This is a genomic window from Acidiluteibacter ferrifornacis (assembly GCF_009909615.1).
Classification (GTDB): domain Bacteria; phylum Bacteroidota; class Bacteroidia; order Flavobacteriales_E; family Vicingaceae; genus Acidiluteibacter; species Acidiluteibacter ferrifornacis.
On sequence record NZ_WWNE01000012.1, the window covers coordinates 22,614 to 46,902 of the forward strand.

Genomic DNA, 24,289 nt, shown 5'->3' on the forward strand with positions numbered 1-24,289 from the left:
GAAGAAAGTAGCTAATATTTACCGAGTAACATTTGAAAAGTTTGGAAATGAAACCATACCTAATTTGGATAGAGCTTATGATTAAATCCTTTTCTATTTTATTTCAATCATGACATTTTAATTACAAATCATCTCCCACATTGAACAGCCTTTCCTTGTGTTATTCTTGAATCTGTCTTTTGCTATTTAGTTGATATCACTTTCTGCTATTAAAGAGTATACTTAAAACTGTTAGATCTAGGTCTTGCGCTAAGATCAATTGTAAGGCTTTAATAGTCATTTATTTGTTTGTGAAAACACTGTGTATTCAGGAGAGGTGTAGATTGTTCATTTATTCTTATTCATCGTATCTAATGAACCAAGAGTTATTCAAGCCATTATAACTAAAGTTTCAGTACTACTTATATTCGGTTTTTGCTTCATTATCAATTGATTCTTTTTTCATGATGCGTACTATTTTATTATACATAATCTCGGATAAGTCCCAGTTGTATCCATCAAAGTTTACTGTATTGGTAAATTGAATAACTACGGCATCAATATCTTTGTGATATTTTGCTATGGTTTGATAGCCGGGAATCAGTCCTGTATGTTCATATTTGTATATGGATGAGTAGATATCCTGTTCCTTTTTATCTGTGAATACTGTGCCATCGTTTAATGCCCTAATAAATTTTCCCAGGTCTTCGGCTGTAGAGAGCATTGATCCAATTTTATCAGTTTTTAAATCGGAGTCATAGCCCACATAATATCCGCTCATAACATCTTCAATATTTACATCCTGTATGGATCCAAAAGTATGGTATAGCTTTAATGGTGTTAGGATTTCTTCCTGAATGTATTGGAATGTTGAATAGCCAAGAACCCTACTGATAATTTTATGGATTAAGAGATAGTTCGTATTTGAATATTCATAATCTTCATCAGGTATAAAGTTAGCGGGTAAATTTAAAACTAAAGCCAAGTTTTCATCTGCCGTTTCTTTTGGTGCAGCCCAATACATATCGGTATCAGTATAGTTTGGAATACCACTGCGGTGTTGAACCATCATTCTCAGACTTATTTGATCAGCATATTCAATCTTGCCCATTAATTCTGGCAAATAGTAGGATAGGGGCTTGTCTAGCGAAAGATTCCCACTTCTTTCTAATTTAGCAATGGCCAAGGCAAGATACAGTTTACTTACGCTTGCTATTTTAAACAATGAATGTGGGTCGGCCGGGATTTTATTTTCCTTGTTTTTAAAACCAGAAACATAAAACTCAGGGGATTTTCCTTTTCTTTCTGCATATACTATAATACCATCAAATCCATAGTCATTTATTAAGTCAACTTGTTCTTGAATCGTGCGGGGTATTGGTTTGATCCAATTAAATAAGATGGGCCATGGGATAAAATATAGAGAAATGACGGTTGAGATCAAGAATGAAATTCGAATGAATAGTATAAAATTATTTTTTGACATGATTTAATGAATCCTAAAGTTATTGTTTGATTATTTCTATCACCACATTACCTCTTTTTCGCCCTTTGTCAACATATTTATGAGCTTCTACAATATCAGAAAGAGGAAAGGTTTTGTTTATAAATGGTTTGAGCTTACCTTCTTCAACAAGTTCGCATACTTTGTTCATATGCTGATGTCTAGGGATGGTCAGTGACTTAACTGATGTGAAACGACCATCTTTTATGAGGATATTTGAGGCTTTGGATTTTGAGGTTTTACCAACAGCATCAAAAACGATATCAAACCTTTGATCCATTTTGTAATAGTCCCTAATTTGATAATCCACTACAGCATCGGCTCCTAGTAATTTTACCATATCAAAATTGGAACTACTACAGACTGCCGTTACGGTGGCACCATAAGCCTTAGCTATTTGAACAGCGTAACTTCCTACACTGCCGGAGGCACCATAAATCAATACACTTTGATCTTTAGTTAGTTTTGCCTTTTGCAGAAGGAATAAGGCTGTCATTCCACCAACTGGTAAAGCAGCGGCCTCATTAAAATTAATCGCTTTCGGCTTAAAAGCTAATACCCCTTTCTTCCTGTTTTCTGGAATGCATATATACTCTGTATAAGAGCCTGTTGGGAGCATTGTAGTGGTGCCTATAACTTCATCTCCAACTTTATATTTGATAACATCTTTACCTATAGCCTCAACAATTCCTGAAAATTCATGTCCCAGTATTTTCTTTTTCGGTTTAAACAAACCGAACATGAGTCGAATAATTAGCCAAGCTAACGGAGGAAAATTGGAACTGCGTAATCTTGTATCGCCAGATGTAACTGTTGTAGCAGATACTTTGACTAATATTTCGTTACCCACTGGTACTGGCTTTTTAACCTCAATTAGGTTCAAAACATTTGGAGGGCCATATTTTTCGTAGACAACTGCTTTCATTATTTTACTGATAGTTATGCCGGCATTCCTAAAGCTTTTTGCCGACAGCTGGTTATGATTATTTATGTCTATTTATAAACTGTTTGAATGCGTCACAATTAATTCTTGTTCTTCCATTTATTGCCAATGGTCACATTTCTTAATTGGTAGAATTCGTTCTACCAATGCTTCTATTTTAGTCAAAAGCCGAATTCTCAATAGCAATATAGATAATGAATACAAAGTTATCTTTTACTAGTTACAATTTGTGTTTAGTGATTGATAATCAGAGATTGACACGTTTGGAATATACTGACCATTTGAGATTTGAATACAGCTTAAGTAAGGATTTCTATCTACCCTTAAATCAATTAATTGTTGATTGTTACTTAAATCTAGACTTGTAAGCAAATTACTCGAACCATATAGATGAGTTAAATGAGTATTTTCTTCAAGATTTATACTTTGAAGCTTGTTATCTGAAAGGATCAAGGTTTTTAAAAGCTTGTTTGAACTAAAGTTTACTGTTGTAAGTTCATTAATTATCATGAATACGTTTTTTAGGTTTATCGCGTTTCTAGTATCAATGAATTTTAATTGGTTATGACTTATTAATAAGTCTTCAACAGACGGATTATCAATAATTATTTCTTCAAAGTTATTAAATGATAAGTCCAACCTTTTCAGATTTTTGGACTGTGATAATCCTTTAATTTTACTAAGTTCATTTGATTGAATCTCCACTAAGATTAAGTTTGAGTGGTTACTAAGGTCAATTTGGGTAAGATGGTTTCCGTTCAAAATTAGGGTATCCAATTTAATGTTAAAGCTTAAATCAACATCTTTAATTTCATGTCCAACTACTGAAAAGAAAGTTAAGTTTGTAAAGCCTTCTATGCCATTTAGATTGGTTATTTTGTCGGAATTTTTAGGAATACTTAAGTCCAAACGACTCACTTTTTCAGCGTCAGTCCGTAACATTTGTTGGTTAACAATTCCATCTGAATCTATACCTAGCTCAATTAGTTTTGTTTCAAAATGTGTATCAGAAATTGTTAAAAAACTCGTAGACATCGACATTAACATATTTTCATCTTTCGAACATGATATCATGAGTGATAATATAAATGCATTTACAAGTGGGGTAATTGTATTTCTGCTAATTAGCGTTTTCATTTTTTACTTATTATTTCTGGATTAGTAAAGTGTATATCGTATGGTTAAAGACTATTCACAAACCTTCGAAAGGTATGGATGAACAACATTTGCTCTTCTATATATCCCTCATGGGCGCTGTTTTCTAGTATAACTAATTCTTTCTCTTTAAAGTCTGAACCGCCAATACTATTGTACGCATCATAGCCCATTTCAATTGTATTGACTCCATCGTGCCTTCCCCATATTACAATAGAAGGGATTTTAATTACTTCCATATCTCGACTCAAATTGAGTTCGAGGATATTAAATCGTTTTGAAAGGTATTTACCATTAAAAAAAATAGATAGAGAGAGATATGAATTCATAGTCCCCATAGCGCCAACTTCAGGTCCTTGAACTTTTTGATCGGGGTCTTTTCGATAGGCATTCGTGTTGATGAGGTATCCGTCATACTTGAAGTAGTTCTCTTTTTTTGTCATGTCTGGCGCTGTTGCACACCAATCACGTGCTTTTGTCCAGTAGTCCACATCAACATTATTATCAATTTGCTTTTGAGCATAATCCTTTACAAAAGCAACCGATTTAGGTAGGCCTTCTACAAGATTATGTCCGCTATCCATACAAATGAATCCATCAATCTTATCTTGATAGTTTTTTGTACTTAAATATGCACTACCAAGAGCGCCTCCCCAGCTGATTCCATAAAATACAATTCGAGGATTATGATATTTATGCTTAATTGTTTCCACAACTAAGTCAAGGTCATCTACAAATTGCTCTAAAGTAAACGTACTTTGATCAGGATTTCCCATAGAAAGGCCAGATCCTCTCTGGTCCCAATAGGCGAAAGCATAATCATTTTCGAGTTCTTGCGAAACAGGCATAAAAGAAGGAAGAGAAGCATTTCCACCAGGACCACCGTGAAGAAAGAGAATGAATATACCCGACTTTATGTTTCCCTTTATATAAACAGGCATTTCTGCACCAGCGTTTTTTATAAAAAAATGATCTCCTTGGTAGTAATTTTCTTTCTCACAAGAGGAAATGAAGATTATTAATGAAATGAAGAAAATGAATGACAAGTTTTTCATAGTTTATTAAGTTTATACGTGATGCCCAGTTTGGCTGCAACATGCGGTAGAAAAATGTGGTTGAATGATGATTGAAGATAAACTTCTGGACCAAAATATATTGACCATGGTAGCTTCTGTCTTCTGCTTCTATCCCAGCCAAATAGCAAGGATGCTGTAGACATAAAATGTGAATGTCCCTTGTTTGCTGCTTTTTCAACACCTCCGTCTTTAGCTCTTTGATAGAGATCTCCCGCTGCCCATGAATGCATATACCCAGCACCTAGGTTAATATCTACAAAAGCTGACCCTATAGCAAATCTTGAACCGATAGAGGATTTTAAAAAAGCTGATGTATTATTCCAACGATGCCAATAACCTCCAAGGTCAAAGTCCCAATGGATAGTGACCCAATTGTTTTTGGTAACGGTATAATCCAGACCTACACTTAGGCCGGGATGCAGTAATAACTCTCCAAAATATTCCATTTTGAGGGCAATTTTTTCCTTAAAGGGAGCTTTTAAGCTGTTTCGCTCTTGAGCGAAAACGTGAAGGGAACAAATAAAGGCTAAGATTGTAAGTTGAAGTGATTTCACTTTATTCTTGATTTAAGAAAATTAAAGAAAGAACAGCATAGATAAACTCATGGCAATCATTAAACCATCCTCTATAATGGTAACTGTACTCATTGGCAGATTGAATACTGCTCCCAAGCATGCACATTGAATTTGCTTTTTGTTTAAAACTGTTTGTAACACACCAATGATGCTAACAGTCATTACTAGAAAGGTTGCTAGATTGGTGACGAAGGGATTGTAATCAATCAAGTAGGCTATACCCAACGCCAACTCTATAAAGGCATATATGTATGCCCAAACTGGAATCTTTCTCGCTACCACATCATACATGATGTAACTTTCGGCAAATGCTTTTAAATTCAGCATTTTGAAGAATGAAAATACCAAGAAAAACCCCGCCATAAAGTGTCTCATCCACTGCATCTGATCAAATTGATTATTGATTGCTTGTAACAGAAGAGTTATGGAAGAAATGTAGAAAAAGATAAGCAGAATGGGTTTGTAAGTAGTAATCCACGATTTGGTTTGTTCAATTGTTTCGCTATGATTTTTAGCTGAAATTTGATACTTGTTGTCCAATGCTTTTTGTAAATCAGACAATGCAATGTGTTTTTCCATAGTAATAGTCGCTGAATGGTCTACCTTAGAAACCTCTACTTCTGTAACGCCGTTAACCATAAGCAAAGCTGATTTTACTTTTGCTTCGCAACTCGTGCAGGTCATTCCTGTAATTTGATATTTATGTACCATAAGTTTAAAAATTTTGATGGTACAAACATCAGAAAGAATAGAGGCGAAGGAGTTATACTATTTTAGAAAAAAGTTACAAGATTTATAGGTCTTCAATTTGCCTACGTTTTTTTTCTTTTAGTTGTTTATAATGACTAGGTGAGAAGCCAGTTACTTTCTTAAACTGATTGCTCAAATGAGCGACACTGCTGTAGTTTAAAAGAAAGGCCATTTCATTTAGGGTCATCTCATCATACATTAAGAGCTCTTTTACTTTTTCTATTTTCTGATGGATGAAATACTTTTCAATAGTAATTCCCTCAACCTCTGAAAATAACTTACTCAAGCTGCTATAGTCTTGTGCTAGATGCTCAATAAGATAATCAGACAAATTGGATTTAATCTGGTTGTTCTTATTTTGAACTAAGTCAATGATCAGGTTCTTGATTTTATCTATAGTCTGACTTTTCTTATCGTCAATTATGCTAAAACCTAAAGTTTGCAAGTTCATGCGCAAGGTTTGAATCACGTGTTCTATGTCTGATTCTAGAATCACCACTTCACCTAATTCTACTGAAACAGGATGAAGTCCTAAATTTTCCAATTCATTTTTCACCACCATTTTACAGCGACGACAAACCATATTTTTAATGTAAATTTTCAAGGGAGCATAATTTTATATGACAACATGATTTTTCAGCCATCAAGAGTTTAAATAAAATTTCTGTTGATCTCTTTGATCTATGATTGCATTTATTGGGTTATACTTAAGGTAGAGCATGGGTATAAAAGTACAATTCTAATTTAAAAACTGCTGAAATTTAAACAGCTTCTCATTTCATTATTGAAGTTGAGTTTAAAGATTTTACTATTCAAAATTAGACTATAAATGATAGGTGAGGGAGCTTTAATATCAGTTGCACTTTATTTATGAATAAATGCATCTATTGCTTGTATCGCTTCCACAGTAGCTTCTTCCTGAACAAAATGACCGCTATCGATCTCCTTCAATCTAGCTTTTGGCAGTTTCTCTTGCCATTGTTTTAAATAGTCCAAAGTAATAAAGGCGTCCTTCGTTCCCCAAAGAATTAACCATTCTTTATTTGAAAGTAGGCCTAATTGATCCCATTGTTTTTGATACCAATCTGATGATCCTACTAACGCCGTTGCTAGGTTTAGCAAATAAGTGCGTGAATTTTTATCAGGAAATGGTTTAATGTAGTGTTGATGAACTTTTTTAGATAGGTTTTTCTTGTTTGCAAAACCTTTTTTCAAAAGAACTTTAGGGGAGAAATTCATATTTAAATACATGAACTTGCCCAATCGACTATTTATCAACTTGTCAATCTTTTGCGCTTCTTGGTTTTGTTTGGTAGCCCAAAGCCAAGCATTGAATAATACAACTTTATTGATTCGATCGTTGTTTTCAATACCTGCTGCTAATCCAATTGGGCCGCCGAAATCATGAACAACCAAAGTTATGTTTTGAAGGTTCATTTTTTTTATAAATTCACTGAGATTTTGAGCATGCCATTCAGGAGTTCCTGGAACCGAATCAGGTTTTTCAGACAATCCAAAACCGATGTGGTCTATAGCAATGCATCGATTTTCTTTTGATAGTTCTTTTATAAAATCTCTGAATAAGAAGGACCATGTAGGAGTGCCGTGCACGAAAAGAATGGTTTCACCCTTTCCTTCATCCACATAATGCATATTTCCTGTTTCTAATTGCAAAAAACGGTTTTCAAATGGATAAAGAGTGGTGTCTATCCACGATTGGGAAAATGCCTTAGAATTCATAATAATTAAGAATAAAATGTAAAGTGCTCGTTTCATTGTTTTTAATTTTGAAACAAAGGTCAGGCTCTTATACTATCTTTTTTTTGGTATAAACCAAGATTCTATATCTTAATGGTGTTGAATAACTTACTGAAGTTCGTGGAGTCTATTCGCAAATAGGAAGCTAGGTCTTTGTGGGAGACTAAACTGAATAAGTGTGGACTTCTTTGAGCAAAGGATTTAAAACGTTGACTTATATTAAATGCCATTAACTCATAGTGCCGTTGCACCATTCCAATCAATACCAGTTCGGTGGCTTTTCTAAACAATGTTTCTATTTCCCGATGTTCTTGCATGAGTTCTTGGTGCTTTTCAAAGGAAATCCGAAAAAATGAACTTTCAGTTATGGTCTCTAAGAAATATCTGGAGGGTGTTTGGGTTAAAAACGATTCTGGTATTCCACTGAATGATGGAGGATAGGTAAATGCCATGACATGTTGTTTGTCTTCATTTAAATAATAGGATTTTTGGATTCCCTCTATTACATAATACATGTATCGCTCCGTTTCACCAGGAGCTGTCATTATGGTTTTTTTAGGTACAGTGTATTCGGTCCAGTATGAAATGTATTTATCAAGAATTTCTTGATCTATGTATTCTATTTTATTGAGAAACGCTTTCATTTTATTTGGTTGCAGCTATGGTACGGCTTCAGAAATGTCCTGAAGGGTATGTATTAAACTGGTAGTGTCTGATATTCAACTTTATTTTCATAAAGATATCGAATCAGCGCTTAACCCGCTCAATGAAGTAGTTAAATTTAAAAATAGGTAAAGTTAAAATTCATCCACAAAACAGACCAAATTTGAACTTAAGACTTTCATTGAAAACGTATTCAATAAGTTTGTTTTTAATTGAATTTTGGGCTTGGTTTAACGATTGCTGTTGTTGTAGCAAGCTTTTATTTTTTTACAAATACCATAACTGCATCACCATTAAAAAAGAGCCAACAAGGCCCCTTTATATAATCATCAAATTCCATGTCAATCATATAGAATCCATCTTCATCTTTTTCAATAAATATTGGTCTAAATTCTTTTTCTCTATCGAATTTTAGAGAGGCTCTATATATCTCTTGATTTGATTGAAATCTAAATTTTAACTTGTTTTTTATTATGCCATCGAGTTCTTTTTCCGGTGTAATTCCTAAGTCGAAATATGGAGGTTTAATAATTGGAAGTTTTTCAAACATTTTTAACTTAAAACTATTTTCTGTTAGAAACCATTCATTGTCTTCTGGAAAATGATTGTACTTAATCTGTTCGGGATCAGAAAGAAAATAGAAGTTATCATATTCTTTTGTGAATCGTCGTCCGTTAACGTGTCCTGCAGCCCAAGTTGCGTCTGATATATACCAGGTGCCATTAAGGTTAACAACATTCCAAGAGTGATTAATTTTATTGAACTTCCCAATATGCTTAGCAAAAGATTTGGCATAACCATTAATCGATTTACATTTGATATTTGAACTTGAACATAGTTCTAAAATAAGGTTAGAGTAACCTGCACATAAAGCAGATTGCTTTTTAAGGGTATATTTTGGGTCAGTATTTTTATTAGCTATATTGTAAGAAATGTTATTTGTTACCCATCTAAAAATTGCTCTATACTTTTCATGTTCAGTTTCTAAATCCCTTGTAAGTTCTTGAGCTAATTTATCAACTGACTTAAAGTGTTTTGTCAATGATAGAGCTAAACTATCAGCCTTTGAGTAATCAAATTCCCTTAAATTAAGGGTATCACAGAAGCATACTTGACTAATTAGTAAAAAAAGTATTGAAAAGGATATGACTTTCATTTTTCAATGTCTCCTCCTAAAATACGGCTACGGATTTTAGGATTAATTTAAGTTTAATTTATCCACCATATCAGGTGTTTTAAAGTTTAAAGATAAGTGCATTCGTTTGTTATTATAAATTTTGATAGCATTTTTCACTGCTCTTTTAGCATGTTCAAGATTGGTAAAGCATTCAACAAGGTGAAATTCCTCTATTAAAATACCGTTAACTCTTTCTGCGACTGCATTTTTTGAACAATGACACTCCTCCGTTATACTGATATGAATGCGGTGACTTTTGAGTTACTCAACTCATTCCTTAGCATAGAAAATTATACTCCAAATCGAGTTCAAATAAATTAAAGCCTTCCTTAAAACGGCTTAAATAGGCTTATTTTTGACCAAATCATGGGGTTGTGCAACGGTTACCATTGTTGGGCACAGTTTTTAACTCGTTTTTTTATAATATTTCTCGCTATACTCTTTTTTTAAAGAGTCAACATCTAGTTTGTGTGCATTTAAAAACTCTTGAACTTTTTCATCTGAAAGCGAGTCAATTTCATATTTATTGAACTCCTTAAAAAATGCCTTCACATTACTTCTCAGAGATTTCAATTTCCCCCTTTTCATAATTTCAACTTTATGAGTGAAATCCGCGTGATAGGACAAGTTTTTTGTTGGAATAACTAGCACTCTTTTTACTTCAGAATCTCCGTACTGACTTTCAAACCAAGCACAATGAGTATTCATCTGTCCTGCCTCATGCTTATTAATCTCTTGACGCTCAACATTTACTTCACTTTTGCATTCGAAAATGAAGTATTGATTACTCACACCGCACCAAAGATTATCAGGACCTTTTTTAAACTCTTTATCTGGTCTTTCGCTAAGAAATCCAAGCATTATACCCAACTCTTGTAAAGCACCTTCAAATTTTTCGGCTGAAGTACCAAACTCTAAATCCGCTAGAATACCTTCAACAGTTAGCATTAACTCTTCAAAGTTTTTGAAACTTTTGATGTGAGCTATAATTCGTTGAATTCTATTTTCGTTAATAAAATCAAGTTTCTTGTAGGTAATACCTTCACTTGGTTTTAATAATTCATGATTCTTTAAAAATGCGGCCTTTTGTAAATTATTTGAATCAACTTTGCTCTGTAAATACTTATATCTAGCCATTAACTGTAAATACCAACCTTTTTCACTTTCATCACTGCAATGATTGTCGACAATTTGTTGAACAATTGAACTAGCCTTTTCGTAGTCGCCTGCATAATTTTGTTCTGCAGCTTTTCTTTCTAAGAGCAATGTGTCATAAATAACACTCGTTCCTGCTGTTGAAGTAATTTTATCCATCTCTTCTTTATAAAATTCCTTCCAACCTTCATCTCTTTGAAGCGATTGCTTCATCAATGATTTCAGAGCGTCCATTGGTTGATTTTTATCAGATAGCTCATCGACAGCCATTTCTGCTATATTCAAACCAATTTCAATCTGCTTTTGTGTTTGAGACGAAAAGTATTTGTTGGTTCTTGAGCTTTTTATGAATTTCACCAAGTCAGCACCAATGACAAAAATTATACAGTAGTCTTTCTCTCCCCGAACACTTCTTCCTAAACCTTGCTCTACTTTTTGAGCAATCTTTATGTTTATTGAGTCACTACCCATTCGATTTGATTCTTCATACCTGTCAGACAGAGAATAGAAGAAAGGTCTCCCATCGACTACTAAAATTCGGCAAGTTTCATCAGGTAAATCAATGCCATCATATCTATTCGCAAATACAACTGTTTGTTTGAAATTCCCTTTTTTTAAGTGATCGACAAATGCACCGACCTGATCAGAGGTTGGAATTAAAGCTCCAAGTGAATTATAAATTTCAGCTTTGCCGAATGAAGAAACCAATGAAACAACGCCATAATTTTTGTCTGAAGGTTTGGCGAGCGAATTAACCATACTTACTCTATCTAGACTATCGTCAATTAATGAGGGGATAAGCAGCATTTTTTCACCTGACCAAACCTGAGTTGGATTGTCCAATGGATTCTTTACAGCTTCAACATCAAACCCTAATCCTTTAATGAAAAATGAATCATCTTGTGTTGTTGCAGACATTAAAATTCTTTGACTAGCTCTATGGAAGGTTGCGAATTTCTCAATAGGAATGTGAATAGGAGTAATCTCAATATTCCTACCTGAAATAAAAGCTTGACAATTCTTGATATTATCTTTTACAAACGGCCATGCAAACATTATTTGGCTTTCATCTCTGCATTGAGAAATGATTTGTAATACTTCTTCCGACTTATCAATCCAATTCCAATAAGGAATTGGCAAAAAGGAATTATAATCACCATTTTCAATTTCCAAAAATGTTCCTTCTCCTTGTTCAGGTAAAGCATCTTTAAAGAGCTCAAAAATTTCTTTGTAGACTTGGTGTTCTTTGTCAAGGTTGATGGTAAATGTATCCTTGATTGAATCAATGCAGGCGTGTGAGTCATCAAGAATTACATTCTCGACATGTGTGTAATCATTTCCTAAACCAAAAATGGTTTTTCCATTAAAAACCTTTTGAACATGCGTGATTAGAATTTTTTTTCCATCTATGAAATCATTGGGTAGAGTATTGTCTGGCTCTATTGAGCAATAGCTTATTCCAAATTTCTTGGCATCTCTTCTTACCTGTTGAACTAAATACTTATTTGGACAAACGAATAAACATGGGCCTTTCTGAGCGTTAATTTTGGATTGAAGAATCAAAAGACCAATTAAAGTCTTTCCTTCTCCTGTGTGCAATTTTACAATGAGGTCTTTATCATCTTTTCTGCTTTCATACCACTCAGTCAGTATCTTTTCTTGAGCTGGACGAAGAGGTCCGGCAATACTTCTTCTATCCAAAGAATCATAAAGTTCAACTGGGTTAGTTTTCTTTACAATTTCAGTCTTACTAAGTCTTTTCTTGAAGTCTACCATTATGTTTTATTTTAATTGTGCCCAACGCCCAAATATGTTGCGTAGTGAGTTAAGTAAAGATACAATTTGCTAAAAACTAATTAGTAAAAATCGCAATGCGATTTTGTACATTTTCTTTTTCTACAGAATTCGCTTGCGAATTTTACGGAGTATCAAAGAGTAAATAAACTTTCTTAACCTACTGACTCACTATGCACTATATTTAATGTTGTGTGTAGTTATTTCTTTAGATTTGCTCTTTTACAGACTTTATCATGTATACAACGGCACTTCGATTTTTATCAAATGAATTAACAACTTTCTGAAGACTTATTGCATAGCTTGGTAACAATTTTTCAATCTCAGCCCAATAAAAATCAGCCATCTGTTGATTATTTTCGTTTAAATAGTCATTATAAGTTTTTGACAATAATTCTATTTCATTGTCTTTGAATTTTGTTTCAGCTATATTTTCAATAAAGTCAGAAATGTCTTGTTCATTCCATTCTTTGGAATCGTCTAATTCAAAGTAAAGATTAGCGGTGTTAGCTTCTAAGTGACTTTCTTTTAATAATATGTCAAGGTTTTTTGAATTAACATTTAATATATTCTGAATTATATTAATGTCTAAGTCTTTACCCTCATTAATTCCATTTAGAATTATCTCATATGATTTTTTCATTTCCACTATATTTTTTAGATATGTGGAGTAGAAGCTAACAGCTTTTTCTGCTACTTCAAGTTTTCTCGTAAATTTTAATTTTGTTATATCTCTTTTATAATCTGACCACTTATTTATTTGATTGAAAATCTCTTTTATGAACAAGGTTATTAATGAGCCTGTCAATATTCCTATAACTGTATTTTCATCCATTTATCTTTCTATTTTGGTCAATTTAATTGTGTCACTTATTGAAGTAAAGCCAACTAGATTACCGTCTTTAGTTATTTTCATTTTTAATGAATCGTCCGTTAATATCCACTCATCTTTTAAATTAATACATTTACCATGTAAAAGACCTGAAGAGGAGCCTGGCCTTAAACTATAAGTCATGCTAAATTCGGCTATGTTTTTCCATCTAATAATTGAAAATGTTGTATCTGATTTACTAAACTCCCAACTTTCTAATCGTTTATTTTGGTGTCTGTCAATGCCTTTATCATAAAGGTAAATCATAACAAGTGAAGATAATACTGCATTTATTAAAAATAGAATAGAATATTCTTTGTTTTTATTAAAGAACAAAAAACCTGCGATTAACAAATTAACTATTACAACTAATGGGACATAAATAATAATTGAAATAGAGACGCTAGGATCAGGATCAATTTGATAAACGAACAACCAAATTAGTCCAAAGTCTATAATTAATAGAACTAATAGTTTGTAAATCGTTTTCATTAATAATTTTGAATTACACACAACAAGTAAATATGACGCACTCTGTGCGTCATATCTATATTTTAAAATGTTAAATATTTATTTCAAGAAAACTGATAATTACTTTAAAATCAAATACAAAAACGTTTATTAGTCGTTTAAAAACGGATCAATGGATGTTTTCATAAAGCGATGCAGTTTTTCTGAATCCGAAGATAACTGAAAAAAATCAATAATTGTTACAGTAGTGGTTAAAAACTAGAAGATTAGTCTAAAATTTTACAGTTCGGCTAATTCCGCTTGTAATTTTTTAGTCAAACCCGCCACAATTAAATCATAAGAATCCTGCACCCATTGGTGAATTTGAGCAACTGGCAGAGAGCCATCCAAATGCACTGTATTCCAATGCACTTTGCTCATGTGGTAGCCTGGCTGCACCGCTTCATACTGCTCCCTTAAGGCAATGGCATGTTCTGGGTCGCATTTCACATTGATAGAAGAAAAGTCCTCTATATTGGTCAGGCAAAACATTTTGTTCATCACTTTAAATACTAACACTTTGTCGTCAAACGGCATGGATTCAGTAGCGCCTTTAAAACTTAAACAGTATGCTCTAAAATCTTCAATGTTCATGTGCTTCGTTATTTATGGTGAAAACGGTAGTTAAAGTTAACTGCTTTCTTCTAATCCTTCAAAAAGTATGGACCAAAAAAAAGCCAAAAAGAGAATAAACTGCTATTCTACTTTTTGGCGGTATACGTGTTTTTAGCGCACTTCAGCAAGTGGAGTGGATCAGTCCTCTCTTCTTCTTCTCGGCTGATTGCCGTCTCTGTTCGAAGAGTGTTGTTTAGATGGTTTATTTCCTCCTCTAAATGGTTTTTTAGGCCCTCGGTTTCTATTTTGTGGTGGTCGTTTTTCTTCTTTTTCAATCACTTTTCCATCATCCGGATAAGGGTGGTCGGCCACTACAGGAACGGTTTGTTTAATCAATTTTTGAATGTCTCTCAAATACGCTCTTTCTTCACCATCGCAGAAGCTGATGGCAACACCGCTAGCTTTTGCACGTCCTGTACGCCCGATTCGGTGAACGTAGGTTTCAGGAACATTGGGTAAATCGTAGTTCACCACTAACTCCAATTCGTCAATGTCTATCCCTCGTGCTGCTATATCAGTAGCAACAAGTACTTTAGTAGTTCCTTCTTTGAAGTTGGTCAGTGCTTTTACACGTGCCGTTTGTGATTTATTGCCATGAATGGCCTCAGCGGTAATGTCGTCAGCAGCTAATAGCTTCACAATTTTATTGGCGCCATGCTTGGTTCTAGAAAAAACCAAAACAGACTTTGCCGCTTTTTGGTTAATCAAATGAACCAATAACTTCACTTTGTTTCCTTTGCTTACAAAATAAACACCTTGTTCCACTTTTTCAGCAGTGGCTTGTTCGGGCTTTACGGTTACTTTTTCTGGGTTACCCAATATTTTATTCGACAATTCTACAATAGCAGGTGCCATAGTAGCTGAAAAGAATAAAGATTGTCTTTTTGAAGGCAATTTGGCCAAAATCTTTTTGATGTCATGGATAAATCCCATGTCTAGCATTTGATCGGCTTCATCCAATACAAAGTATTCGATGCCGTTTAAACTGATGAATCCTTGGTTCATCAAATCCAACAGTCGACCAGGAGTGGCCACTAAAATATCTATCCCTTGACTCAAGGCGGCGGTTTGTTTTCCTTGTTTTACACCGCCAAAAATTACTGTACTCTTAAGGCCTGTATGTTTCCCATACGATTCAATACTTTCACCAATTTGCAAAGCCAATTCTCTGGTAGGTGTAATGATTAATGCTTTAATCGGACGAGTTCTGTTGGTATTACCTTTCGCTTGATATAGGTGTTGTAAAATAGGGATGGTAAAGGCAGCTGTTTTTCCGGTACCTGTTTGTGCACATCCCAATAAATCTCTTTTTTGGAGTAGTTTTGGAATGGATTGTTCTTGTATTGGGGTAGGATGTGTATATCCTTCGGCGTCTAAAGCCTTTAGAATGGGTTCGATAACCCCTAATTCTTTGAATGTCATATAAATTCTAATTCGTGCAAAGGTAAGTGGATTGTTTGGAATAATACTTTATTGGGATTTTGTTCTTTCCGAGATCACTTTTTTGAGCAACAACTTTTGCCAACAGAAATCCAATTTTGTGGAAGATGTGGATTGAAACCGAAATATTAATTATTTTCATCACCTAAGAAACCAACCCTATGGATTTATACTTCACCATCGCTATTATTGCTGTCAGTATTTTTCTTTTCGTGAAAGATTATTTCAGTATTGATACCACTTCAATTCTGATCATGGCCTTGTTTATCGCCACAGGGGTTCTCAGTCCTGAAGAAGGGTTTTCTGGATTCAATCATCCTGCAACCATTACATTAGGATGTATGTTTGTGGTAAGTGCTGCTGTTTTTAAATCAGGATTGATAGATAGCTTAAGTACTAAAATTGTCGCATTGGCGAAGATTCATTATTTGGTAGCTCTGGTTGTTTTTTGCTTGATTTCCGCTACCTTTTCAGCGTTTGTAAACGATTCTGCAGTAGTAGCGATTCTTATTCCATTGGCCCTTTCTGTTTGTCGCCAAACTGGTATTGCGCCTTCTAAGTTGATGATTCCCATTTCTTTTTCTGCTTTGTTCGGTGGCACTTGCACGTTAATCGGTACTTCTACCAATATTTTGGTGAGCAGTATCGCTAAGAAAAGCGGCCTAGAACCTTTTGGAATGTTTGAGTTTAGTTTGCCGGCCTTGTGTTTAATGGGGATTGGACTAGCTTTTATCTTCATCTTTAGTCCATTTTTATTACCTAAACGCAAGTTTAAAGACGAAAACCTACTCAAACAAACGGAGAATTACATTACTGAAGTAGAGATTTTGGAGGAATGTAAAGATATCGGCAACAGCCTCGATAAAAGCCGACTGTTGAGAGAGTATAATGTGCAGATATTAGGTGTTTTGAGAGATAAACATTGGATTAAAGATTTTGCGAATTCGGATCAAATTCATCGAAAGGATGTCATTCGAATTTTAATCAGTCCGAATAAACTAGCGGAGCTAAAAAACCAATCCACGTATAAGGTGATTGGGAATGAAAACCACAAAGATGAGGGAGATATTTCCCAAAAGGTGTATGAGATGATGGTGCCTGCTGGTTCAATTTTGGCAGGCAGTACGATTTTAGAAATGAATTTGGGACATCGTTCCCATTTTTCAGTGATAGCCATCAAAAGACGAGAGGAAACGTTGACCGATAACCTTTCTTCTGCACGAATTAAAGAAGGGGATATGCTGTTGGTGCATGGGTCCAAAGCAAGTATCAACAAAAGTATTCAGGATAAATTGCTGATCATGTTATCCGAATACAGCGAAAAGAAAGTCAATTTAAAGAAAGCCATTCCAGCTTTAATCATTGCAGCTGGAGTAGTGACAGCTGCAGCTTTGGGAATTACTACCATCTTAATCAGTGGAATGATAGGTTGTTTGCTTCTGGTGACTACTGGTATCATCAAGCCTAAGGAAGCCTATGAAGCGATAGAGTGGAAGGTGATTTTTATGATGGCAGGTGTATTGTCTATGGGAACTGCATTGGAAAAAACAGGTGGAGCAGATATGATTTCCAATTTTGTGTTTCAGCAGTTAGGTGGATTAGACCCTCGAATTACATTGAGTGCGATATTTTTGGTGACTTTTTTATCTACCAACGTCCTTTCTAGTAAAGCAACAGCCGCATTGATGGCGCCCATTGTTATCAGCCTAGCCGCGGCTATGGAAGTCAGTTACAAACCATTTTTGGTTGCAGTAATGTTTGCTTGTTCACTTACTTTTATGACACCGGTTAGTTATCCTACGAATACTATGGTTTACGCACCTGGCAACTATAAGTACAATGATTTTTTGAAGATAGGAACGCCTCTCAACATCATCATTTGGGTAGCGGCCTCGTTTATAATATCTTTGTTTTTCCCTTTTTAATTCCAATTAGAGATGAAACTCAATAAAATAATTCCCAAATTAGGTGCGACTTTTAAGAATCAAGAGCACATTATTTTACGTGATTTTTTAGCGCTAGAGCGAACTAAATTAGCCAACGAACGAACCCTTTTGTCCTACATACGGGCTTCTTTGTATTTGCTGCTTGGTGGAATAGCACTTCTAAAATTAGAAGGATTTGAACAGATTAAGTTTCTGGGATACACCTCTTTGAGCCTAACAGTAATTCTGTTGATTGTTGGAATATTCAGATATAATAAGCTGAATATAAAGTTAAAAGACTACTACGGCGATATGGAATTACAAATGAATTTAAAACAAAAGGAAGAAACTGAGAATCCCGAATAAAAAAGGCCACATCTGCTGATGTGGCCTTTCATTTTGAATTTCGCTAGTTGATTACAACATGCTTTTAGCGTTCGCAACTTTTGCAGACAATTGTTCTACACTTGCTTTTGCTTTTTCGATTTTTTCATTTTTCGCTACGTACTCAGACTCTGAAATTTTTCCAGCTAATTTTAACGCATCCAAATTGGCAACAGCTTCAACAATTTTAGCTTTTGCCATTTCAATTTTGCTTTCGTTTTTGGCTACAGACTCTTCTAGTTTAGCTTTTGATTCTGCTTTCTTTTCTTCAGGAGTGTTAGCTACTGTTTCTACTTCTTCTTTCACTTCAGTAGTTTCTTCCATTACCTCATTAGTAGTGGTTTCAGCAGTTTCTTTTACTTCTTCTTTTTTACCCGAAACTTTTTCCTTCACATTTTCTACTACTTCCTTTCCTTTAGCTTCAGCTTTTACTTTAGCAACTTCCATTTGCTCTTTACCTTTAGCTTCAGCTTTTACTTTAGCTTGATCCAATACTTCTTTACCCGCAGTTTTTGCATTGTCAATTATTTCTTGCTTCGTTGTTTTTTCAGCTTCTACCTCTGCAGATTTTCTCAATTGTTCTGCCTCTTTTCCGATGTTCATTTGCGCAAATGTGATAGAAGAAACCATCATCATTCCACTAAGAACTGCTATTTTGATTGTATTTTTCATCAATGTATTTATTATAGTTCGTTTAATGCATTTTCTAATTCTGCAGCAGATGCTTCAATTTCTTCAGTGGCAGCATCCATTGCGGTAATCGCTGAATCCGTAGCAGCATCCATTGTGTTTTCTACCACTTCTTCTTCTTTAACTTCTTCTACTTGATTGCATCCTACTGCAACGATTGCAAATAAACTTGCAATTAATAAGGTTTTCTTCATTTTGGTTGATTTAAAATAGGGTCATCGCTGACGATTAATTATGTTGCGAAATTAGAACAAATTCAGTTGTAATAACTGTCCGAATGGCTGAATTGAAGATACTTTTCGTTGAACTACCATTTTATCTATCTTATCTGAATAATATACGTGATAATTGACAAGTTTTAGATTAATTTGCAGGTGAATAAAATTTCCTTGATGAATGGTTTTTAGTAGCAGTATATTTTTGCTGTATTTTCTACCCGTTTTTTTGCTGGTATATCACTTGGTAGGAGGAAGACTGAAAAATTGGGTGATATTAATAGCCAGTATTTTATTCTATAGTTGGGGAGCTCCTAAATTCGTTTTTGTCATCTTAGCTTCCACCATTGTTGATTTTTACATCGTTCAAAAACTAGCAAGTTCAACAGCTAAGTCCACTCGAAACGGCTTGTTATTTACTTCTGTTTTGATCAATTTGGGCTTGTTGTTGTATTTTAAATATTCCAACTTTTTCATTGAAAATGTGAACGAACTACTATCTGTATTTGGTGGTAATTCAATTCAATGGACGAAAGTGATCTTACCGATAGGGATTTCGTTTTATACCTTCCAAACGTTAACCTACAGTATAGATGTCTATCGTAAAGTACATCCTCCATTAGATAAGCTCTCTGACTACTTATTGTATATCATGTCTTTTCCTCAAATGATAGCCGGACCGATTGTTCGTTTTAATGAGATAGCCGATGAAATTACCAACCGAAAAGAAGTAATTGATGATAAGTTGATCGGTTTTTTTAGGTTCTGTATAGGATTGTCAAAGAAGGTGTTAATTGCGAATGTGATGGGGCAGCAGGCAGATACTATTTTTAATATGGAGGTCGAACAGCTGCATTACCTAACCGCATGGACAGGAATTTTGGCTTACACTTTTCAAATCTATTTCGATTTTTCAGGATACTCTGATATGGCCATTGGTTTGGGTAAAATGATGGGGTTTCACTTTCCTGAGAACTTTAATTCACCTTATACAGCAAAAAATATCTCTGAATTTTGGCGGAAGTGGCACATTACCTTAGGCGCATTCATGAGGGATTATTTATATATTCCATTAGGAGGAAACCGTGTGGCTTCAAAATATAGGGTTTACCTCAATTTGTGGGTGGTTTTTCTACTCTCAGGGTTGTGGCACGGTGCTTCTTGGAACTTTGTGTTGTGGGGAGCTTATCATGGGTTGTTCTTGATTTTAGATCGCTTGTTTTTGGTGAAGCTATTGCAAAAATTAGGGTCTTTCTTCAGCATCCTTTTTACTTTTATCGTAGTGATGCTTGGTTGGTTATTGTTCCGATTAGAGGATTTTAGCGAAGTGTTGCTCTATTCGAAACGAATGTTCGATTTTGGAGCTTATCAAAAAACAGATTTAATACCTTTTGCGTTTGAAATGGGCATAGTGGCTATCGTATTTTCTTTTTTTGCTGCACTAAAAGTGGGGAAAAGAATCCAAGATTTCATTTACGAAAGAGAAGCATATACTTTGCCTCAATACTTTGTCATCATAGGTTTTTCGTTTTTATTATTCATGACCTCTCTTGGGGCGATTACTGCTTCTAAGTTTAACCCATTTATTTATTTTAGATTCTAATGGGGAAACAGCAACAAATTAAGATAGTTTTATTTGCTGGAGTCATATTATTCCTGTTTGTGTTTCGCATTCAAGGGAAGTTTAAGATTTTCGAGAAAGGCTACCTCAATGGTTATTATACTTATACAGCAAAACCTGAATTAACTGTAGATTCTTGGATGAGTGGGGATTATCAAGAAAAAAGACAGCGGTATGTTGAAGAAAACATTGGGTTTAGAAATTATTTAATTCGATTATACAATCAGTTTGCATTCACTTTTTTTCACGTTGCTAGAGCAAATGGAGTCACCATTGGGAAAGAAGATTACTTGTACGAAGAACAGTACATTAGATCTTATTTAGGGACAGATTTTATTGGAGAGGATCGGATTATAGAGAAAGTGGATAAACTTAAAATGATTAAGGATCAATTGAATCTGGAAGGGATCGAGTTGTTAACGGTCATTGCTCCAGGTAAAGGTTTTTATTACCCTGAGTACCTTCCTGATAAAAGATTGAAAGAGAAAAAAGATAGTACTAATTATCAGGTATATGTTGAAACGTTAAAGCAGCAATCAATTCCGCTTATCGATGTGAATGGTTGGTTTTTAAAAATGAAAGATACCACCACCTATCCACTTTACCCCAAAGGAGGAACGCATTGGACCAATTATGGAGAAATTTTGGTGGCAGATTCAATTCGTCGGTTTGTGCAGGATATGTTGCAGATTCCGTTTCCTAAAATAGTAGTGGACAGTATAGAATGGTCAGACACTGCTCGTTTTTCTGATAATGACATTGAATTAGGAATGAATTTACTTTTTCATTTAAAACCATTCCCCATGGCATATCCTAAATTTAGATTTGATTTTGAAGGGGTCAATCAACGAACGAAAGTATTGACAATAGGCGACAGCTATTATTGGGGTATGTTTGGACACGAAATTACAGATTATGTATTCAATAATTCTCAGTTTTGGTATTACAACCGTTCAATTCACCAACCTGGTAAAGAAGAACGAAAGGTTAGTGAAGTCAATAAAATGGCTGAAATCCGAAAGCATAAGGTGGTGATGCTATTGTTTACAGAAGGTAATTTGATGCATTTTGCTTATGATTTTATTGAAGAGCTTTATGCCTATTATTCGTTGCATCCGAATACGGAAAGAGAATTAAAATTGATTGAAATTGAACAATCCATCAAATTAACTCCTGAATGGCTTGAATCAGTTACGGAAGATGCCCTTAAAAAAGGAATATCATTGGATGAAAACATACGTTCACACGCCGAGTATGTATTGTACATGCAAGAGAATGAACTAGAGAACTAATAAGCCCAATTCTCTGATTTCCTGCATTGGTTTAGAGTGCCAAAAGAGTTCGAAATGTTCAAAGCTTGTCTCAAAATCTGCTTTAATTTGCTGAAAAGTAGAAGCAGTTGGTTCGTTAATTGCAACTTTAGAAAGCAGGTTAACCAACCATTGTCCTTCCTCGGGTTTAAAATGAATCTTGCGGTGACACGTTTTGGTGTGCACGCTTACTTCTAGACTTTGAATGCTCTTTTTCTTTTTTGTTTTAGTAATGAGTTGGTGTTGGGGTAGGTTGCCCAACCATACTATTTTAGCATTAGGTTTTATTGTCCATAAGTCTTGAGCATCCAAACAATTTGCAATGTAGTTTTTGGCAATTGTAGGAGGAGGCGTTTTAAATTCAAACCATTGATGAAGTGGAATTTCAAATCCAATGTCGTGCATATAATTATATAGCGACTTTTTGAGTCCATAACTGAATTGGTCGTGATTGATGTTGGTTTTATCTTTAAAAGCTACGTCATTATTGGCAAAAGAAATGGGCTTTAATTCAGGAATAATTCCATAGGCATCAGGGTTTAATCCAATAGGACTGTGGGCTGTCAATGCAAATTGATGCCAAAATCCAGATTTTAAGACGCCATTTTCGAATAGTTGCCGTACCATCTCTAAACTATCAATAGTCTCTTGAATGGTTTGCGTTGGATAGCCGTACATCAGATAAGCATGCACCATAATTCCAGCTTGGGTGAGGTTGTCCGTTACTTGTGCTACTTGAGCAACTGTCACTCCCTTTTCTATTAACTTCAATAAACGATCCGAGGCGACTTCTAATCCACCAGAGACAGCAATGCAGCCAGAGCTTTTTAATAATCGACATAAGTCCTTGGTGAAACTTTTTTCAAACCGGATATTGGCCCACCAAGTAACCGTCATTCGCCGCTTTATTAATTCCAGTGCGATACTTCTCATTAATGCAGGAGGAGCAGCTTCATCTACAAAATGAAATCCACTTTCACCTGTCTTCTCCATCATTTCTTGCATTCGATCCACAATCAAACGAGCAGTGATGGGTTCGTAGATTTTTATATAATCCAAACTTACATCGCAAAACGAGCATTTTCCCCAATAGCAGCCATGCGCCATCGTCAATTTATTCCATCTGCCATCGCTCCACAGGCTATGCATGGGATTCGCAATTTCAATGACTGAAATGTAATCTTTGAGTGGTAAATCAGTGAAGTCAGGTGTTCCAACTTCCGATTGTTTGTAATCCTTTAATGCAGCATTGTTGATGAATTCTACTTGGTTGTCTAACTTAATGAAGGTTCTTTTTAACGCTTTATAATCGCTATTCTCCTCAGAGATATATCGGAAAAGTTGTTCAATGGGAGCCTCTCCATCATCTAAAGTGATAAAATCAAAAAAATCAAATACTCGAACATCCGTCAGACTTCTTAACTCGGTATTTGGGAATCCGCCTCCCATTGCAATTTTTTGATTCGGAAAGTGTTTTTTAAGGTATTGAGCGCACCGAAAAGCACTGAATAAATTTCCTGGAAACGGTACTGAAAAGCAAACCAAAGACGGATTTGCTACACTCATTTTTTCATGTAGAATTTGAACGGTTAACTCGTCAATTAGTGATAATGGTCGTTGTAAAGCTGAATAAATTTCATCAAAACTATTGGCACTGCGTCCCAAGCGTTCTGCATATCGACTAAAGCCAAAGTTTTCGTCTACACATTCTACGATAAAGTCCGAAATGTCCTCTAAGTATAAAGTTGCTAAATGCTTGGCTTGATCTTGCATCCCCATTTCACCAAAGGCCCAATCCAGATCGTTTACTGCTTGCAATCTTGAGGCTTCTGGTAAAAAATCGCCACTACAGATTAATCTGGCGAGCGTTGGGTTTTTGCCTTGTAAAAATCCAATAACTGGTTCAATGGTTTGAATATAGTCATCTTGCAGTGCCACTATTCGCTTGGAATTGTTGCTTTTAATTCTTCCCTCTGCACTTGCTGTTTCAAAGATGAACCTTAATTGCTTGGCGTTGAATAGAGCTAGAATTACCTCAATTCCCAAATCTACTTGTAGAGAAGACTTATTAATTTGATTCAAGAACCCCTTTAAATAGGCCGTAGCAGGATACGGCGTGTTTAATTGGGTAAAGGGAGGAGTAATTAATAAAAAGTCTTTCACACGCTTTTAAAATGGG

General features: G+C 34.9%; 23 protein-coding genes. 4 read left to right on the plus strand and 19 right to left on the minus strand.

The features are described 5' to 3' along the window. Positions 1-397 precede the first annotated feature (397 nt). The 16 genes from GQN54_RS12230 to GQN54_RS12305 form a co-directional block, all read right to left on the minus strand. Positions 398-1,465, minus strand: a complete 1,068-nt coding sequence (locus GQN54_RS12230) for a serine hydrolase domain-containing protein (RefSeq protein WP_160633843.1) — start codon at positions 1,463-1,465, stop codon at positions 398-400. Between the two features lie 19 nt (positions 1,466-1,484). Beyond that, positions 1,485-2,408 carry an NAD(P)-dependent alcohol dehydrogenase gene (locus GQN54_RS12235; RefSeq protein ID WP_160633844.1) on the minus strand — a complete coding sequence of 308 codons (924 nt, stop codon included), beginning with the start codon at positions 2,406-2,408 and terminating at the stop codon, positions 1,485-1,487. 234 nt (positions 2,409-2,642) lie between these two features. After that, the gene (locus GQN54_RS12240) at positions 2,643-3,563 is read right to left on the minus strand and encodes a leucine-rich repeat domain-containing protein (protein ID WP_207554898.1); all 921 of its coding nucleotides are present in this window, start codon (positions 3,561-3,563) and stop codon (positions 2,643-2,645) included. Positions 3,564-3,607: 44 nt separating this feature from the next. Continuing rightward, a complete protein-coding gene (locus GQN54_RS12245) occupies positions 3,608-4,636 on the minus strand; it encodes an alpha/beta fold hydrolase (RefSeq protein ID WP_160633845.1) in 1,029 nt (342 codons plus the stop codon). Next, positions 4,633-5,211 (minus strand): hypothetical protein, encoded by a 579-nt coding sequence (locus GQN54_RS12250; RefSeq protein WP_160633846.1) that lies wholly within the window; start codon positions 5,209-5,211, stop codon positions 4,633-4,635. The genes GQN54_RS12245 and GQN54_RS12250 overlap by 4 nt, the downstream gene beginning before the upstream one ends. 21 nt (positions 5,212-5,232) lie before the next feature. Further along, positions 5,233-5,943: a heavy-metal-associated domain-containing protein gene (locus tag GQN54_RS12255; protein WP_160633847.1), complete on the minus strand. Its 711-nt coding sequence runs from the start codon at positions 5,941-5,943 to the stop codon at positions 5,233-5,235. Between the two features lie 82 nt (positions 5,944-6,025). Continuing rightward, positions 6,026-6,544 (minus strand): helix-turn-helix domain-containing protein, encoded by a 519-nt coding sequence (locus tag GQN54_RS12260; RefSeq protein WP_207554907.1) that lies wholly within the window; start codon positions 6,542-6,544, stop codon positions 6,026-6,028. A gap of 302 nt (positions 6,545-6,846) precedes the next feature. Beyond that, the gene (locus GQN54_RS12265) at positions 6,847-7,758 is read right to left on the minus strand and encodes an alpha/beta fold hydrolase (protein ID WP_160633849.1); all 912 of its coding nucleotides are present in this window, start codon (positions 7,756-7,758) and stop codon (positions 6,847-6,849) included. Between the two features lie 65 nt (positions 7,759-7,823). Next, positions 7,824-8,384 (minus strand): Crp/Fnr family transcriptional regulator, encoded by a 561-nt coding sequence (locus tag GQN54_RS12270; protein WP_160633850.1) that lies wholly within the window; start codon positions 8,382-8,384, stop codon positions 7,824-7,826. 278 nt (positions 8,385-8,662) lie between these two features. After that, the gene (locus GQN54_RS12275; RefSeq protein WP_160633851.1) at positions 8,663-9,559 is read right to left on the minus strand and encodes a transglutaminase domain-containing protein; all 897 of its coding nucleotides are present in this window, start codon (positions 9,557-9,559) and stop codon (positions 8,663-8,665) included. 42 nt (positions 9,560-9,601) lie between these two features. Beyond that, on the minus strand, positions 9,602-9,826 hold the full coding sequence (locus tag GQN54_RS15625) for an integrase core domain-containing protein (RefSeq protein ID WP_160634123.1): 225 nt from the start codon (positions 9,824-9,826) through the stop codon (positions 9,602-9,604). Positions 9,827-9,985: 159 nt separating this feature from the next. Further along, the gene (locus GQN54_RS12285; protein ID WP_160633852.1) at positions 9,986-12,511 is read right to left on the minus strand and encodes a DEAD/DEAH box helicase family protein; all 2,526 of its coding nucleotides are present in this window, start codon (positions 12,509-12,511) and stop codon (positions 9,986-9,988) included. A 226-nt stretch (positions 12,512-12,737) separates the two neighbouring features. Further along, entirely contained in the window at positions 12,738-13,364 is a 627-nt protein-coding gene (locus tag GQN54_RS12290; protein ID WP_160633853.1) for a hypothetical protein, read from the minus strand. Next, the gene (locus tag GQN54_RS12295) at positions 13,365-13,892 is read right to left on the minus strand and encodes a hypothetical protein (protein WP_160633854.1); all 528 of its coding nucleotides are present in this window, start codon (positions 13,890-13,892) and stop codon (positions 13,365-13,367) included. A 258-nt stretch (positions 13,893-14,150) separates the two neighbouring features. Next, positions 14,151-14,504, minus strand: a complete 354-nt coding sequence (locus GQN54_RS12300; protein WP_160633855.1) for an MmcQ/YjbR family DNA-binding protein — start codon at positions 14,502-14,504, stop codon at positions 14,151-14,153. Positions 14,505-14,663: 159 nt separating this feature from the next. Beyond that, positions 14,664-15,947: a DEAD/DEAH box helicase gene (locus tag GQN54_RS12305; RefSeq protein ID WP_160633856.1), complete on the minus strand. Its 1,284-nt coding sequence runs from the start codon at positions 15,945-15,947 to the stop codon at positions 14,664-14,666. A 179-nt stretch (positions 15,948-16,126) separates the two neighbouring features. Between GQN54_RS12305 and GQN54_RS12310 the strand changes: the two genes are divergently transcribed. Beyond that, positions 16,127-17,890, plus strand: coding sequence for an SLC13 family permease (locus tag GQN54_RS12310; RefSeq protein ID WP_160633857.1), 1,764 nt, complete (start codon positions 16,127-16,129; stop codon positions 17,888-17,890). A 12-nt stretch (positions 17,891-17,902) separates the two neighbouring features. Continuing rightward, entirely contained in the window at positions 17,903-18,256 is a 354-nt protein-coding gene (locus GQN54_RS12315; RefSeq protein ID WP_160633858.1) for a DUF202 domain-containing protein, read from the plus strand. A gap of 51 nt (positions 18,257-18,307) precedes the next feature. Here the strand turns inward: GQN54_RS12315 and GQN54_RS12320 are convergent, their stop codons facing one another. Beyond that, on the minus strand, positions 18,308-18,946 hold the full coding sequence (locus GQN54_RS12320) for a hypothetical protein (protein ID WP_160633859.1): 639 nt from the start codon (positions 18,944-18,946) through the stop codon (positions 18,308-18,310). Positions 18,947-18,957: 11 nt separating this feature from the next. Beyond that, a complete protein-coding gene (locus GQN54_RS12325; protein WP_160633860.1) occupies positions 18,958-19,158 on the minus strand; it encodes a hypothetical protein in 201 nt (66 codons plus the stop codon). 250 nt (positions 19,159-19,408) lie between these two features. On the opposite strand from GQN54_RS12325, the gene GQN54_RS12330 reads away from it, so the two are divergent. After that, on the plus strand, positions 19,409-20,782 hold the full coding sequence (locus tag GQN54_RS12330) for an MBOAT family O-acyltransferase (RefSeq protein WP_235933081.1): 1,374 nt from the start codon (positions 19,409-19,411) through the stop codon (positions 20,780-20,782). Next, entirely contained in the window at positions 20,782-22,092 is a 1,311-nt protein-coding gene (locus tag GQN54_RS12335) for an alginate O-acetyltransferase AlgX-related protein (RefSeq protein WP_160633862.1), read from the plus strand. The genes GQN54_RS12330 and GQN54_RS12335 overlap by 1 nt, the downstream gene beginning before the upstream one ends. Here the strand turns inward: GQN54_RS12335 and GQN54_RS12340 are convergent. Further along, positions 22,081-24,273: a B12-binding domain-containing radical SAM protein gene (locus tag GQN54_RS12340; RefSeq protein WP_160633863.1), complete on the minus strand. Its 2,193-nt coding sequence runs from the start codon at positions 24,271-24,273 to the stop codon at positions 22,081-22,083. The two genes, GQN54_RS12335 and GQN54_RS12340, sit on opposite strands and share 12 nt — an antisense overlap. Between the last annotated feature and the right edge of the window lie 16 nt (positions 24,274-24,289).

Excerpts from the sequence above, each read along its gene's own strand:
- GQN54_RS12230 (WP_160633843.1), bottom strand. The coding sequence starts at position 1,465 with ATGTCAAAAAATAATTTTATACTATTCATTCGAATTTCATTCTTGATC.
- GQN54_RS12235 (WP_160633844.1), bottom strand. The coding sequence starts at position 2,408 with ATGAAAGCAGTTGTCTACGAAAAATATGGCCCTCCAAATGTTTTGAAC.
- GQN54_RS12240 (WP_207554898.1), bottom strand. The coding sequence starts at position 3,563 with ATGAAAACGCTAATTAGCAGAAATACAATTACCCCACTTGTAAATGCA.
- GQN54_RS12245 (WP_160633845.1), bottom strand. The coding sequence starts at position 4,636 with ATGAAAAACTTGTCATTCATTTTCTTCATTTCATTAATAATCTTCATT.
- GQN54_RS12255 (WP_160633847.1), bottom strand. The coding sequence starts at position 5,943 with ATGGTACATAAATATCAAATTACAGGAATGACCTGCACGAGTTGCGAA.
- GQN54_RS12260 (WP_207554907.1), bottom strand. The coding sequence starts at position 6,544 with ATGGTGGTGAAAAATGAATTGGAAAATTTAGGACTTCATCCTGTTTCA.
- GQN54_RS12265 (WP_160633849.1), bottom strand. The coding sequence starts at position 7,758 with ATGAAACGAGCACTTTACATTTTATTCTTAATTATTATGAATTCTAAG.
- GQN54_RS12270 (WP_160633850.1), bottom strand. The coding sequence starts at position 8,384 with ATGAAAGCGTTTCTCAATAAAATAGAATACATAGATCAAGAAATTCTT.
- GQN54_RS12275 (WP_160633851.1), bottom strand. The coding sequence starts at position 9,559 with ATGAAAGTCATATCCTTTTCAATACTTTTTTTACTAATTAGTCAAGTA.
- GQN54_RS12285 (WP_160633852.1), bottom strand. The coding sequence starts at position 12,511 with ATGGTAGACTTCAAGAAAAGACTTAGTAAGACTGAAATTGTAAAGAAA.
- GQN54_RS12290 (WP_160633853.1), bottom strand. The coding sequence starts at position 13,364 with ATGGATGAAAATACAGTTATAGGAATATTGACAGGCTCATTAATAACC.
- GQN54_RS12295 (WP_160633854.1), bottom strand. The coding sequence starts at position 13,892 with ATGAAAACGATTTACAAACTATTAGTTCTATTAATTATAGACTTTGGA.
- GQN54_RS12300 (WP_160633855.1), bottom strand. The coding sequence starts at position 14,504 with ATGAACATTGAAGATTTTAGAGCATACTGTTTAAGTTTTAAAGGCGCT.
- GQN54_RS12305 (WP_160633856.1), bottom strand. The coding sequence starts at position 15,947 with ATGACATTCAAAGAATTAGGGGTTATCGAACCCATTCTAAAGGCTTTA.
- GQN54_RS12310 (WP_160633857.1), top strand. The coding sequence starts at position 16,127 with ATGGATTTATACTTCACCATCGCTATTATTGCTGTCAGTATTTTTCTT.
- GQN54_RS12315 (WP_160633858.1), top strand. The coding sequence starts at position 17,903 with ATGAAACTCAATAAAATAATTCCCAAATTAGGTGCGACTTTTAAGAAT.
- GQN54_RS12320 (WP_160633859.1), bottom strand. The coding sequence starts at position 18,946 with ATGAAAAATACAATCAAAATAGCAGTTCTTAGTGGAATGATGATGGTT.
- GQN54_RS12325 (WP_160633860.1), bottom strand. The coding sequence starts at position 19,158 with ATGAAGAAAACCTTATTAATTGCAAGTTTATTTGCAATCGTTGCAGTA.
- GQN54_RS12335 (WP_160633862.1), top strand. The coding sequence starts at position 20,782 with ATGGGGAAACAGCAACAAATTAAGATAGTTTTATTTGCTGGAGTCATA.